The organism is Shinella sp. GW835-FHT14H05 (genome assembly GCF_058793575.1).
The window spans coordinates 115224-129366 of sequence record NZ_JBXAFY010000011.1 but is presented as its reverse complement, the minus strand read 5'-3'; the positions used below and the strand labels follow the sequence as shown (position 1 = coordinate 129366).

At 66.7% G+C, this 14143-nt stretch carries 14 protein-coding genes; 13 read left to right on the top strand and 1 reads right to left on the bottom strand.

Going from position 1 to position 14143, the window contains the following annotated elements:
* The first annotated feature begins 148 nt into the window (after window positions 1-148).
* The 12 genes from AC1Q6Z_RS26365 (at window position 149) to AC1Q6Z_RS26310 (ending at window position 12501) form a co-directional block, all read left to right on the top strand.
* Complete coding sequence (locus AC1Q6Z_RS26365) at window positions 149-1552, top strand: NAD(P)/FAD-dependent oxidoreductase (protein WP_492649829.1); 1404 nt, start codon at window positions 149-151, stop codon at window positions 1550-1552.
* Complete coding sequence (locus tag AC1Q6Z_RS26360) at window positions 1549-2766, top strand: NAD(P)/FAD-dependent oxidoreductase (protein WP_492649828.1); 1218 nt, start codon at window positions 1549-1551, stop codon at window positions 2764-2766. The genes AC1Q6Z_RS26365 and AC1Q6Z_RS26360 overlap by 4 nt, the downstream gene beginning before the upstream one ends.
* A complete protein-coding gene (locus tag AC1Q6Z_RS26355) occupies window positions 2767-4158 on the top strand; it encodes an FGGY family carbohydrate kinase (RefSeq protein ID WP_492649827.1) in 1392 nt (463 codons plus the stop codon).
* A gap of 38 nt (window positions 4159-4196) precedes the next feature.
* On the top strand, window positions 4197-4556 hold the full coding sequence (locus AC1Q6Z_RS26350; protein ID WP_492649826.1) for a DUF1937 family protein: 360 nt from the start codon (window positions 4197-4199) through the stop codon (window positions 4554-4556).
* Window positions 4557-4582: 26 nt separating this feature from the next.
* On the top strand, window positions 4583-6079 hold the full coding sequence (locus AC1Q6Z_RS26345; RefSeq protein WP_256119156.1) for an amino acid permease: 1497 nt from the start codon (window positions 4583-4585) through the stop codon (window positions 6077-6079).
* Between the two features lie 60 nt (window positions 6080-6139).
* Window positions 6140-7036, top strand: coding sequence for a LysR family transcriptional regulator (locus AC1Q6Z_RS26340; RefSeq protein ID WP_256119155.1), 897 nt, complete (start codon window positions 6140-6142; stop codon window positions 7034-7036).
* Between the two features lie 105 nt (window positions 7037-7141).
* Window positions 7142-7945: a carbon-nitrogen hydrolase family protein gene (locus AC1Q6Z_RS26335; RefSeq protein WP_439629455.1), complete on the top strand. Its 804-nt coding sequence runs from the start codon at window positions 7142-7144 to the stop codon at window positions 7943-7945.
* A gap of 11 nt (window positions 7946-7956) precedes the next feature.
* Window positions 7957-8619 carry an RraA family protein gene (locus tag AC1Q6Z_RS26330; protein WP_439617309.1) on the top strand — a complete coding sequence of 221 codons (663 nt, stop codon included), beginning with the start codon at window positions 7957-7959 and terminating at the stop codon, window positions 8617-8619.
* A gap of 58 nt (window positions 8620-8677) precedes the next feature.
* Window positions 8678-9733, top strand: a complete 1056-nt coding sequence (locus AC1Q6Z_RS26325; RefSeq protein ID WP_492649825.1) for an ABC transporter substrate-binding protein — start codon at window positions 8678-8680, stop codon at window positions 9731-9733.
* A gap of 16 nt (window positions 9734-9749) precedes the next feature.
* On the top strand, window positions 9750-10817 hold the full coding sequence (locus tag AC1Q6Z_RS26320; RefSeq protein ID WP_492649824.1) for an ABC transporter ATP-binding protein: 1068 nt from the start codon (window positions 9750-9752) through the stop codon (window positions 10815-10817).
* Entirely contained in the window at window positions 10814-11695 is an 882-nt protein-coding gene (locus AC1Q6Z_RS26315) for an ABC transporter permease (RefSeq protein ID WP_256119150.1), read from the top strand. The genes AC1Q6Z_RS26320 and AC1Q6Z_RS26315 overlap by 4 nt, the downstream gene beginning before the upstream one ends.
* An 11-nt stretch (window positions 11696-11706) precedes the next feature.
* Entirely contained in the window at window positions 11707-12501 is a 795-nt protein-coding gene (locus AC1Q6Z_RS26310; RefSeq protein ID WP_492649883.1) for an ABC transporter permease, read from the top strand.
* A 17-nt stretch (window positions 12502-12518) separates the two neighbouring features.
* Here the strand turns inward: AC1Q6Z_RS26310 and AC1Q6Z_RS26305 are convergent, their stop codons facing one another.
* A complete protein-coding gene (locus tag AC1Q6Z_RS26305; RefSeq protein ID WP_492649823.1) occupies window positions 12519-13379 on the bottom strand; it encodes an NmrA family NAD(P)-binding protein in 861 nt (286 codons plus the stop codon).
* 134 nt (window positions 13380-13513) lie between these two features.
* Between AC1Q6Z_RS26305 and AC1Q6Z_RS26300 the strand changes: the two genes are divergently transcribed.
* Window positions 13514-14098: a tyrosine phosphatase family protein gene (locus AC1Q6Z_RS26300; protein WP_439617313.1), complete on the top strand. Its 585-nt coding sequence runs from the start codon at window positions 13514-13516 to the stop codon at window positions 14096-14098.
* Window positions 14099-14143 lie beyond the last annotated feature (45 nt).

The window sequence follows — 14143 nt, the reverse complement described above, 5'->3', positions numbered from 1 at the left end:
TTTCGACGTATTTCGCCTCGCCCGCAAAATCGTGCTTTCGCATGCCTTGCAAGGGTCTTCCGGCCGTTACACTCTGCCATCCCGCTTTACATTCGGTCATTTAGTTTATACCGTTCAGTCATAATGTGACCGAACGGGAGAGAATGCTGTGCTACGCCAGCCGCAGACCGGGGAGACCTACGATGTCGCCATCATCGGCGCGGGCGTCGTCGGCTGTGCGGTCGCCCGGCGGTTCGCGCTTGCCGGCGCCAAGGTGATCCTGATCGAGAAGGGCGCCGATATCTTGTCGGGCGCCTCCAAGGCCAACAGCGCCATCCTGCACACCGGCTTCGACGCCCCGCCCGGCAGCCTCGAACTGGAGCTGGTGCGCGCCGGCCGGCAGGAATATCTGGAGATCAGGCACAGCCTGAACCTCGCTTTGGTGACGACCGGCGCCTATGTCTGCGCCTGGAACGCCCTGGAGGCGGAAAAACTCGCCGGCATCGAACGGCAGGCGCGCGAAAACGGCACGACGGACGTGGTGCTGCGCTCGGGCGACGAGGCCCGCGCGGCCATGCCGTCGCTTTCCGACCGGCTCGTCGCGGCCCTCGAAGTGCCGGGCGAACACATCATCGACCCATGGTCGGCGCCGCTCGCCTATCTCACCCAGGCCGTGGCGCTCGGCGCGCGGTTTTTGCGCGGGGCGGAGCTGATCAAGGGCACGTTCGATGGTAGCTGGCGTCTGGAGACGACGGCGGGCGAGATCCTTGCCGACACCGTGATCAACACGGCGGGGCTTTATGGCGATGTCGTCGATACCCGCCTCGGCTTCACCCCCGGCTTCCGCATCAAGCCGCGCAAGGGCCAGTTCGTCGTGCTCGACAAGGCGGCGGCGCGCCATGTACCACGCATCATCCTGCCCGTGCCCACGGAAGTGACCAAGGGCATCGTCGTCTGTCCCACGGCCTTCGGCAATGTGCTCGTCGGCCCGACGGCGGAAGAGCAGGAGGACCGGGTGCGCGCCACCGTCGAGACCCAGACGCTCGAAGCCCTCGTTGCGCGTGCGGCCGAGATCGTGCCGGCACTCGCCGGCATGCCCGTCACCGCGCTTTATGCCGGGCTCAGGCCCGCCAGCGAAGAGAAGGGCTACCGCGTCTTCGCGCGGCCGGACCAACGGGCGATTACGCTCGGCGGCATCCGCTCGACGGGCCTCAGCTCCGCCCTCGGCCTCGCCCAGCACGCGCTGAAGCTCCACGCCGATTTCGCCGGCCCCTTCACGCCGCCGGCGCAGGCGCCGGACATCGCCACGCCCAACCTCGCCGAATGCCGCGAGCGCGACTGGCAGCGGCCGGACCATGGCGAGATCGTCTGCCACTGCGAGCTGGTGACGCGCCGCGAGATCGAGGCGACCTTTTCGAGCCCCGTGCCCCCCGGCGATTTCGGCGGCCTGCGCCGCCGCACCCGCGCCGGCATGGGCCGCTGCCAGGGGTTTTATTGCAATGCCCGGCTCGCCGAGATGACCAAGGGCAAGCTCGCCACGCCCCTCGCCATCGACACGGAGGCTGGCCGATGAGCGCGGCGGATGCGGATGTGCTGGTCGTTGGCGGCGGTCCTTCGGGCGTGGCGGCGGCGATCGAGCTTCGGCGGCAGGGCCGGCGGGTCATCCTGCTGGATCGCGAGCCGGCGCTGGGCGGGGCGACGCGGCATTGTGCGCATTCGCCCTTCGGCATGCTGGAATTCGGCCGCGTCTATTTCGGCGCCGCCTATGGCCGCAAGCTGACGCGGGAAGCGGAGAAGGCCGGCGTCGATATCCGCACCGGGCATTCGGTGGTGGAGCTTGGCGAGGGTGCGCTGCTCGTCACCGCCGGCCCCGGCGTGGAAAAGCTGACAGCCGAACGCATCCTCGTCACGACGGGCGCGCGGGAAAAACCGCGCTCCGCCCGGCTGCTCTCCGGCGACCGGCCGATCGGCGTCGTGACCACGGGCACGCTGCAATCCTATCTCGCCTTCCACGGCCTCCTGCCCTTCCGCCGCCCGCTGATCGTCGGCTCGGAGCTCGTCTCGCTGTCGGCGGTGCTGACCTGCCTCAGCCATGGCGCAAGGCCCGTCGCGATGATCGAGCCGCGCGCCCATGCGCTCGCCCGCGCGCCGCTTGCCTGGTTCCCGAGCCTGATGGGCATTCCTTTCCACCGCGGCGCCGAGATCGTCGATATTCTCGGCCGCGGCCGCGTCGAGGCCGTCACCATCCGCCGCGCCGAAAAGCTCGAAACGCTGGACTGCGACGGCGTGCTGCTCACCGGCCAGTTCACCCCGGAATCCGCGCTGTTCCTGCAATCGGCGCTGGGCGTCGACCCGGGCAGCGCCGGGCCGGCCGTCGACCAGCAGGGCCGCTCGCTCGATCCGCGTATGTTCGCCGCCGGCAATGTCCTGCGCGCGGTGGAGACCGGCGGCTGGGCCTATCGCGAGGGCCGCGCCATCGGCAGGGCCATCGCCGAGGATTCCGGACGCGACCCCGAGGACGCCGCCCCGGTGCCCGTCACCTTCGATGCGCCGATAAAACTCGTCGTGCCGAATATCCTGCGCCGCACCGCGTCCGCCCCGGCCTTCCGGCAGTTCCAGCTCCGCGTGCTGCGGCGCGTGCGCGGCCGGCTTTCGCTCACGCTTGACGGGCGCGAGGTCTGGCAGGCGCGCGGCCTCTGGATGCCCGAGCGGCGCATCCTCGTGCCCATTCCGCCGGATGCGCCAAAAGCGCAGCATGTGCATTTTCGTTTCAGGGAGGAAGACTAGATGCGGGTAGCCGCCATAGACCAGGGCACGACATCCACCCGTTGCCTCGTCATCGAGGATGGCGGCGCCTGGCGCGTCGCCGGCACGCGCCGCCATGCGCAGCACCACCCCGCGTCCGGCTGGGTGGAGCACGATCCGGAAGAGCTGCTGCGCAATATCGAGGCAGTGCTGGAGGGTGCGGGGTCGGTCGATGCCATCGCCATTTCCAACCAGGGCGAAAGCTGCCTTGCCTGGCATGCGGAGACCGGCAAGCCGCTGTCGCCCGTCATCGTCTGGCAGGATTCGCGCACGGCGGAGGCGCTCGCCGCCCTGCCCCCGGAGGCGGAAGCGCGCTCCAAGGCGGTGAGCGGCCTGCCGCTCGATCCCTATTTTTCCGCCAGCAAACTGTCCTGGCTGGTGAAGACCCTGCCCGCCGTCGCAGCCGCGCTGGAAGCCGGCCGCCTGCGGCTCGGCACCACCGACGCCTTCTTCCTCGACCGGCTCTGCGGCACCTTCCGCACCGACCTCGCCACCGCCTCGCGCACCGGCCTGATCGACCTTGCCACCGGCACCTGGAGCGCGGAAATGTGCGCGCTGCACGGCGTGCCGCGCCAGTGCCTGCCGGAGATCGCCGCGGTCGATGCCGGTTTTGGCGCGATCGGCGGTACGCCGGTAAAAGTCTCGATCGTCGACCAGCAGGCGGCCCTCTTCGGGCATAATTGCCGCAAGCCGGGCGATTGCAAGATCACCTTCGGCACGGGCGCCTTCCTGCTGGCGATCGCCGGCGACCGGCGCCCGGCGGAATCCGATCTCCTGCCCACCATCGCCTGGCACCGCACCGGAGAAGGCCCGACCTTCGCCATCGAGGGCGGCGTCTATGATGCGGGGTCCGCGCTGGAATGGGCGCGCGATATCGGCCTGTTTTCGGCCATGGAGGAACTCGGCAGCTTCGAAGGCCCCTCCGCGCTCAGCCGCGGCATCGTCTTCGTGCCGGCGCTGTCCGGCCTTGCCGCACCCTATTGGGACCGCCAGGCCGCCCCCCTCTTCATCGGCATGGACCACGCGACGGACCGGCGCGACCTGGTGCGCGCGGTGCTGGAGGGCATCGCCATGCTGACGGTTGGGCTGATCGAGGCGGCGGCCAAGGTCGGCGAACTCGGCCCGAGCATCTCCATCGACGGCGGCCTGTCGCAGAGCGCTTACTTCGCCCAGTTCCTGGCGTCGGCCAGCAACCGCGCGATCACGGTGGCGCCGATGCACGAGCTGACGGCGCTGGGCCTTGCGGAACTCGCCGGCGTCGACGTCCGCGGCGCACGCACCGCCGCAAAAACCTTCAAGCCGGACGGCACGGTCGGGGCCTCTGACCATGCCCGGTTCGCCAAAGCCATCGAAAGGGCGCGCGCCTGGCGGTAACGCCGCCAGCAACGCCTTAAAATCTCACGGAGCCAGACATGCGAAAAATCTTCCTCGCGTGCCCCTACGGGCATGCGGACAAAGCCGTCGTGGAACGGCGCTTCGACATTTCCAACGCGGTCGCCGCCCGCATCGTGGCGAATGGGGCGGCCGTGTTCAGCCAGGTCTCCATGTCGCACCCGATCAACGGCCAGCTCGCCCATCTCGACAAGGCGGCGATCGGCCGCCTCTGGGCGCCGGTCGATGCGCTCTTCATGGCGGCGATGGAGGAGCTGATCGTCATCGACGAACCGGGCTGGACGGAAAGTGCCGGCGTTGCCCGCGAGATCGAGTTCTTCAAGGAACGCGGCCGGCGGGTCAGCCTTTGGAGCGAGGCCGAAAGCGACTTTCCGGCATGAACTGAATTTTCAACAGGAGGGGAACCATGAACAGCACGACACACCATGCAAGCGAGCACGACACGCTGAAACGCGACGTCACCGCCTTCCAGTCCTTCGCCGTCGCCTTCGGCTTCGTGTCGATCGCCACCGGCATCTTCACCGCCTATGGCGCCATGCTCTCGACGTCAGGGCCGATGGGCATCTGGACCTGGCCGGTCGTCGTCGTCGGCCAGCTGATGGTCGCCTTCATCCTCGGCTCGCTGTCCGCGCGCATTCCCGTCACGGGCTATGTCTACCAATGGGCCTCGCGCATCTCCAATCCGGTCTTCGGCTGGATCATGGGCTGGATCAGCTTCACCTTTCTCGCCATCGTGCTCTGCGCGGTGGATTACACCATCGCCTCCACCGTGCTGCCGGTGCTGTTCGGCTATGAGGGCACGCCGACGAATGCCTGGTGGATCACCAGCCTGGTCATCGTCGTGCAGGCGGTGATGATCGCGTTCTCGACGAAATTCACCCAGCGCTTCAACGCCGTCGCCGTCACCATCCAGCTCGTCGGCATGATCGGCCTCGTCGTGCTGCTTTTTGCCGCCGGCTACCTCAACAACGAGCTGGACTTCTCCAACCTCGTCAGCACCGGCACCATCTCGCCGGAGGGCTATTACGGCTTTGGCGAACTGACAAAGGTCGGCCCGTGGATCATGGGCACGCTGCTCGGCGCCTTCACCATCGTCGGCTTCGAATCCGCCGCCAACCTTGCGGAAGAAACCCGCGAGCCGGCGCGCGTCGTGCCGAAGGCCATGTGGCAGGCGGTGCTGAGCCTCGGCATCATCGGCATGCTGTTCCTCATTGCCATTACCGCGCTTCTCGGCGATCCGGCGGCGATCGGCAGCTCCGCCACGCCCATTGCTGACGTCATCTCCCGCGTGCTCGGCCCGGTCGTCGGCAATATCCTCTTGGTGCTGGTGGTGATCTCCATCTTCTCCTGCGGCCTCGTCATCCTTCTCTCCGGCACGCGCCTCGTCTGGGCCATGTCGCGCGACGAGCGCTTCCCGGGCTGGCAGCTCTGGCACAAGATCAGCCCGACGCTGCACACGCCGGTCAATGCGACCATCCTCGTCGCCGCCATCGGCGAGATCATCCTGGCGCTGTTCTCGCAGCAGACGGACGCCCTGTTCTCGCTGTTTTCCGCCGCCACCCTGCTGCCGGCCATCATCTATGCGGTGACGGTGCTGATGTATGCCGCAAAGCGCCACCAGCTTCCGCCGAGCCAGGGTTTTTCGCTCGGCAAATGGGAGGTGCCGGTGCTGGTGCTCGCCATCGCCTGGCTCGCCTTCGAGCTCGCGATCTTCCGCGATGCCTCGTTTGCAAAACCCTGGTCCTATGTGGCGATCATGTTCGCCATCGGCGCCGTCTATCTCGGCTACCTGCTCGCCTCGCGCGGCGGCGCCAAGGGGTTGAAGATGCCGGAGCTGATCGCCATCGACGCGATCCTCGACGCCGATCGCGGCGCCGATTTCAACGCGACACCCGCCGAGTAGCGAAAAAACGCGTGGAAACCGCGCGGCTGTGACTGTATCGACGGAACGGGGGGACATGCCATGAACCTGCGTTTCGTCGAAACATTCGTCTGGGTGGCCCGGCTCGGCAGCTTTCGCGCCGCCGCCGACCGGCTGAACGCCACCCAGGCCGCCGTCTCCAACCGCATCGCCAGCCTGGAAGCGGAAATGGGCTGCGAACTCTTCGAGCGCGTGCCGGGCGGCGTGCGGCTCTCCACCATCGGCCAGCGCGCCATGCAGCCGGCCGAGGAGCTGCTGAAGGCCGCGACCAGCTTCAAGGTGGCGATCGGCAGCCCACAGCATCTGCGCGCCACCGTATCGATCGGCACCATCGATTCCATCGTGCATGCCTGGCTGCCCAATTTCATCGAGCGCGTGAAGGAGCGCTTTCCTGCGCTTGGCCTCGATCTCAACGTCGACACGTCGCTGGCGATCGGCAAGGACATCAGCGAGCGCCGGCTCGACCTCGCGCTGCTGATGGGCCCGGTGCTCACCCCCGGCCTCAAGAACATCGATCTCGGCACGATGGAATGCGCCTGGGTGGCGACGCCGTCCTTCGGGCTCGGCGGGCGCGAACTCACCCTGCATGACCTCGCCGAGCACCCCGTTCTGACCTTCTCGCGCAACAGCGTGCCGCATATCTGGCTGCTGCGGCAGTTCGAGGAAATGGGCGTGCAGCCGCCGGTCATTTCCAATTCCAATTCGCTCTCCGCCATGCTGCGGCTGGCCCGCGACGGCATCGGCGTGGCGCTGCTGCCGGTGCCCATGGTGGTGCCGATGATCGCCGAAGGCGTGGTGGAGCGCCTGTCGATCACCCCGCAATTTCCGGCCCTGAAACTCCACGCGGTCTATGCCGACGACCCGGAAAATCTAATCCCGTCAATGCTTTCCGTCATCGCCAGAGAGGCTTCGCTCGACACGACCGGCATCTCGGCCTAAAGAGCGTCCACACAAGTTTTTTCTATCAGGGACGACAATTCTTTGTCGTTTGTCATTCCAATCTTCTGGCCTGACGATACCCGGACTGAGACTTGGAGGACTTCGATGAAGATCAGTATTGTGCAAATGAATTCCGGTTCCGACAAAGCGAAAAACCTCGACGACGCCGAGCGCATGGTGCGCGACGTGGTGGCCGCCGAGGGGCCGGACCTGGTGGTTCTGCCGGAATATTTCGCCTTTCTCGGCGAGGGCCGCGATGCGGTGCACGGCAGCGGCGAGAGCTTTCCGGACGGCCCGACCTACCAGCGCTTCGCAGCGCTGGCCAAGGAACTCGGCGTGACGCTGCATGCCGGCTCGATGGTCGAGAAGGCCGGCAACAGCCACTACAACGCCACCGTGGTCTTCGGCCCCGAGGGCAAGGAAATCGCAAAATACCGCAAGATCCACCTGTTCGACGTCGACACGCCCGGCGGCGTCTCCTACCGCGAATCCGACACGATCGGGCGCGGCGAGGACGTGGTGACCTACAAGGTCGGCGACACCACGGTCGGCTGCGCCATCTGCTACGACATCCGCTTCCCGGAACTGTTCCGCGCACTGCGCGACAAGGGCGCCGACGTCATCGTGCTTCCCGCCGCCTTCACGCTGATGACCGGCAAGGACCATTGGGAAGTGCTCGCCCGCGCCCGCGCCATCGAGACCCAGACCTATTTCGTTGCGGTCGGCCAGGCGGGAGCGCACGCAGACGGCAAGAAGTGGTGCTGGGGCCATTCCATGGTCATCGATCCCTGGGGCCACATGGTCGCCCAGTGCTCGGATGGCGTCAGCGCCGCCTCGGCCCGCCTCGACCTCGATCGCATCGGCAGCGTGCGCCGCGACGTGCCCGTCGCCCAGCATCACGTTCTGTGAAGGAAAGAGCCATGTTCATCGTCAACCCCATGCCGCAGCAGATCGCTCCGGCACTCATCGCGAAGATGGAGAAGGTCGAGACCGCGACCGTCGGCCATTTCCTGCATTCGGGTTTCCTGAACCGGGAACTGCGCGCGGTCCTGCCGGAAAAGCGCGTCGGCGGCACGGCCGTCACCGTGCGCCTGCCCCATGCGGATTCGACCATCCTGCACTATCTCACCAAGCTGGTGCGGCCGGGCGACTTCATCGTCGTCGACCGCTGCGGTGATGACAAGCACGCCTGCTGGGGCGGCGTGGTCACCCATTCGATGAAGCTCGGCGGCATCGTCGGCGCGGTCATCGATGGCCCGGCGACGGATTTCTCCGAGATCCGCCGCGTCGACCTGCCCATGTGGTGCCGCGGCCCCTCGCCGATCACCACCAAGATCCTCGGGCTGGAAGGCGCGATCAACGTGCCGGTCTCGGTCGGCGGGCAGACGGTCAATCCGGGCGACGCCGTGATTGCGGATGAAAGCGGCGTGCTGGTGCTCGATCCGTCCAAGGCGGAATGGGCGGTCGACAAGGCGCTTGCCATGCAGGAAAGCGAACTCGTGCTGCTCGAACGCCTGCGCAAGGGCGAGAAGCTGCCCGACATATCCGGCGCCACGAAAATCGTGGAAGCCTCGGCCGCCTGAGGCAGCCCAAGACTATAAAGACACGGGAACAATTCGGTCCAAGAGTGGAGGAAAACTCATGACCAAGACCAGACACGCAACCCGCGCCGGCCTTGCCGCGCTTGCCATGGCCCTCGCCACTTCGGTGGCGATGGCCGACACGGTGGTGCTCACCGCCTATTCCGGCATCTTCCAGGAAAACTACGTGAAGGCCGTCGTCGAGCCCTTCATGAAGGCCAATCCGGACATCACGATAGAATTCTACGGCATGCCCAACTCCGCCCAGATGCTCGGCACGCTGCGCGCCCAGGCCAGCGCCCCGCAGATCGACATCGCCATCATGGACGTCTCCGTCGCCAAGGCCGCGACCGACGAGGGCATCTTCGCGCCGATGGACGAGAGCGTCACGAAACATCTGGCCGACCTCTACCCGCAGGCCAAGGCCGAAGGCGTCAATGCCGTCGGCGTCACCTTCGACAACCTCGTCCTGCTCTACAACACCGACAAGGTGAAGACCGTGCCGACCTCGTGGAATGCGCTGTGGGACGCGCAATATGCCAAGCAGGTCTCCATTCCCGCCGTGCCGGACATCCAGGGCACGACCTTCACCATCCTCACCGACAAGATGGCGGGCGGCACCAACTACATCGAAAGCGTCGAGGCCGGCATCAACCGGCTGGCGGAACTCGCCCCCCTCGTGCAGACCTGGGAGCCGCGGCCGGACGTCTACCAGCCGATTTCCAGCGGCACGGCGGCGATCGGCATCGGCTGGAATGCCCGCGCGCAGGTCTATGCCGATCTTTCCGACGGCAAGCTCGGCGTCGTGCTGCCGGAGGAAGGCAGCGGCTTCCAGATCAACGTGATCGGCCTCGTCAAGGGCGGTCCTGCCAGCGACAGCGCCAAGAAATTCATCGACTATGCGCTGAGCCCGGAGGCGCAGGCCGCCTTCACCGAGCAGATGTTCTACGCGCCGACCAATTCCAAGGCCGCCGCCCTCATCTCGGAAAAGGCGCTGAGCCGCACCGCCGCCGGCGCGATGGACAAGATGATCGACATCAACTGGCTCGAGGTCGCCAAGATCCGCGATGCCATCACCGAGCAGTGGCGCCGTCGCGTCATCCCGCTCAGCCGTTGATGGAGGTCTGCAACCGATGACATCTGCACCCGAAGAGCATCTCAGACTGGAAGGGATCGGCGTCAGCTTCGGCGCCGTCAACGTCATCCCCGCGCTCGACCTCTCGGTCCGCAAGGGCGAGATGGTCGCCTTCCTCGGCCCGTCGGGATGCGGAAAGACCACGACGCTGCGCATCATCGCCGGGCTCAACAAACCCTCCCGGGGCCGCATCATGGTGGGAGGGCGCGACATCACGCGCCTTCCCATCCATGATCGCGACATGGGCATGGTGTTCCAGAGCTATGCGCTGTTTCCGCACATGAACGTCACGCGCAACGTCGCGTTCGGCCTCCAGATGCGCAACATCCCCTCGCGCGATGCGGAAAGCCGCGCGGCGCAGGCGCTGGACATGGTCCAGCTCGGCCACCTCGCCCACCGCAAGCCGAAGGAACTGTCCGGCGGCCAGCAGCAGCGCGTGGCGCTTGCCCGCGCGCTCGTCATCGAGCCGTCGATCCTGCTCCTCGACGAGCCGCTCTCGAACCTCGACGCGAAGCTGCGCGACGAGATGCGCGTGCAGATCCGCGCGTTGCAACAACAAAGCGGCATCACCGCCGTCTTCGTCACGCACGACCAGGTCGAGGCGCTGTCGATGTGCGATCGCGTCGTGGTGATGCGCGGCGGGCGGGTCGAGCAATTCGGCACGCCGACGGAGGTCTATGAACGCCCGGCCACCGCCTTCGTCGCCAATTTCGTGGGCCGCACCAACCGCCTCAAGGGCGCGATCACCGCCGAGGGCACGCTGACGGCCGCCGGCCACCAGCTTCGTTCCGCCACCACGCTGCCGCCCGGCGCCGTCGAGATCCTCGTGCGCCCGCACCGCATCCGCATCGACGCCGCCGCCGAGACCGCCAACCGGGTAAAGGGCGCCGTCTCCGGCATCACCTTCATCGGCGACCTCGTGCAATATGCCGTGCGCGTCGGCGATGCCGAGGTCGTGGTGGAAGAGGCGACCCGGCGCGACCGCAGCCCGCTTGCCGTCGGCGACACGGTGACGCTCGGCTGGTCGGCGGAAGACACGCTCGTTTATCCGGCGGGCGAACAATGAGCGCCGTTCCCACCACCACCCCCGTGCCGGCGGCACCCCGCCAATGGCGCGACGGCGAACTCGCCGTCCTCCTGCTCCTGCCCATCGCGCTCATCAACGCGATCGGCTTCATCCTGCCGGTGCTGAATCTCGCGCGTTATTCCTTCAACAAGTCGCGCGTCGGCGGCGGCATCGAAGCCGTCTTCACCTGGGAGAACTGGGCGGGGCTGTTGAGCGATCCGTTCTATCTCGAACTGGTGTTCAACTCGGTCTGGATCAGCCTGGCGATCACGCTGACGACGCTCGTCGTCTCCTATCCGATCGCGCTCTACCTGCACCGCGCCTCCGGCGCCTGGCGCACCTTCCTCACCGTGCTGGTCATCTCGCCGCTTCTGACCTCGGCCGTCGTGCGCACCTATGGCTGGATCGCCATCCTCGTCGACGACGGCCCTGTGGTCGGCGCCATCAAGGCGCTCGGCCTGCCGGCGCCGAGCCTGATGTTCAACATCAAGGGCGTCTTCATCGGCCTCACGGAAATCCTGATGCCCTACATGATCCTCGCGCTGATGGCGGGTTTCGGCCGGCTCGATCCGCGGGTGGAAGAGGCCGCGCGCACGCTCGGCGCCACCCCGTCGCGCACCTTCATGAAGGTCATCCTGCCGCTGACCCTGCCCGGCATCGCGCTCGGCTGCCTGCTCTGCTTCGTGCTCGCCGTCTCGTCCTTCATCACGCCCAAGCTGATGGGCGGCGGGCGGGTGTTCCTGCTGGCGACGGAGATCTATGACCAGGCGATCGTCACGCTCAACTGGCCGCTCGCCTCGACGCTGTCGATCCTGGTGCTCATCGTCTTCGGTGCGGCGCTGTGGGCCTACTCCGCCGTGCTGCGGCGTCTCGACTAGGAGGAAAGATGATGGAAATCCACAAGACCTCCTGGCCGATGCGCATCCTCGTCTTCCTGCTCTTCGTCTACCTGCTGGCGCCGGTCATCCTCGTCTTCCCGCTGTCCTTTTCGGGCGACCAGGTGCTGCGCTTCCCGCCGTCCTTCTGGTCGACGCGCTGGTATTCGGCGCTGTTTGCCAACAGCCAGATGCTGCAGGCCTTCTGGACGAGCCTGTCGCTCGCGGCCATTGTCACCGCCCTGTCGATCGTCATTGCCGTGCCCGCCGCCTGGGTGATGACCCGGCTCACCTTCGCCGGCCGTGACCTGCTGTTCAACCTCTTCACCGCGCCGCTGCTTTTGCCCACCATCGTGCTCGGCCTCGCCATCCTCATCGTCTTCGCCTCCTTCGGGCTGCTTGCGACGATGCACGGCCTGGTCTTCGCCCATCTGGTGGTGACGCTGCCCTATGCGCTGCGGGTGCTGGCGGTGTCGCTCAGCACGCTGGACCGCGCCTGCGAGGAGGCGGCGCGAACATTGGGCGCTAAACCGCTCACCGTGTTCTTCCGCGTCACCGTGCCCATGCTCACGCCCGGCATCGTCGCGGCGGCCGCACTCTGCTTCCTCGTTTCCTTCGACGAGGTGGTGATCACGCTGTTCCTCACCGGCCCGCGCATCAGCACGCTGCCGGTCGAACTCTACAACTACGTCTACAACCAGGCCGACCCGCTCGTCGCCGCCGCCTCCGCGCTCCTCATCCTGCTGACCCTCGCCGTCATCATGATCGTCGAACGCGCCATGGGCCTCGGCAAGGCCTTCGTGAAGTAGACCCCCTCGCCTCCGGCTCATGTCGTGCCGGAGGCGACCAGGCCGTCGATATGGGCCTGCAAGGTCACCGTGCCGCGGATCGGATTGTCCGGCCGGGCCGGCCCGTCCACCGTTGCCGCCGTCATGCGGGCATAGGCGCGCGCTGCCTCGACGGAAAAGCCGGCGTCGCGAAAACTCTGCTCCCAATGTTCCCGCGGCGTGGTCTCCACCACCACCGGCCGGCCGAGCGTGGCGGAAAAGGCGTTGGCGACGTCCTGGAACGTATAGGCCCGCGGACCTTCGACATAGCGGATGCCGACATCGTCGAGCCCGCTCACCAGCCGGCGATAGGCCGCTTCCGCCAGATCCGTCGGCGAGACCATCGGCAGCACCATGTCGGCCGGAAAGGCTGTCGGCAGCGTGCCGCCGCGCGCCGGGTCCAGCAGCATGTCGAGATTGGTATAATAATAGGCCGCGCGGTCGATGGCGGTGGGAATGCCGCTCGCCTTCGCCCGCTGCTCGAAGTCGTAGAGCACCGAGAGATCGCCGATCGCCTCGCCCTTCTGCGCGCCATAGGTCGAGGCGACGACGATCTTTTCGAGGCCCGAACCTTCCAGCGCATCGGTGATGCTGCGCGCCGTCGCAAGCTCGGCGGCGTCGCTGTCGCCGCGCGTATCGGCCGGCGGGTTGAGCAGGAAGGCGCGGTGGCCGCAGCGCAGCACCTTGTGCAGGGCCTCGGTGTCGGTGATGTCGACCACCGCCGGCTCCACCCTTGCCGTTGCGATGGCGCCGGCCTTGTCCGCATCGTGCAGCACGGCGATCACCCGCTGGCCCGCCTGGTCGAGCGCGCGCACGAGGTTTGCGCCGATATGGCCGGTTGCTCCGAGAACGACAAACATGGGTCACCTCCTGGTCTTCCCCGAAAAAACCCATTTGCCGCGACAGGGTTCCAAAACCGGGCCGAATAGGTTTGCCCGGCGGGCGGCGCAGGTGCTATCTGCGGCAAAGCCGAAACGCAGTCTTGGAGATGGACATGGATGTGGTTTTTACGCCGGAGCTGACGGTGTGCGGGATCGATGAACTGCCGGGCCACGGCACGCGCAACGTCACCCATGTGCTGTCCATCATCGATCCGGACTATCCGGAGCTGGAAGCCTTCCTGGCCTATGGCACGCATCACCGCACGACGCTGCGCTTCCACGATATCATCGCCGCCGCGCCCGAGCGCGTGATGCCGCACCCGGACCACACGCAGGAAATCCTGCGCTTCGGCACGGATTTCCAGGCGCGGCAGGATGCCAAGGGACCGAGCCACCTTCTGGTGCATTGCCATATGGGCGTGTCGCGCTCGACGGCCGCCATGCTGACGCTGATGGCGCAGGCGAACCCGGACGAGCCGGCCGAAAGCCTGTTCGCCCGCCTCGTCGCCATCCGTCCGCAGGCCTGGCCGAATTCGCAGATGGTGGGTTTTGCCGATGAACAGCTCAGCCGCAAGGGCGACCTGACGGCCGCCCTCCGTCGCCATTACGGCCGGCAGATCAAGAGCCGGCCGCAGTTCACCGAATGGATGACGACGCTCGGCCGCGACGCCGAGCTGAAGATGGCAATCCTGGATTAAAGCATTTGTTTTTGCGCATTTCCGGACGGAAAACCGCTTCACACT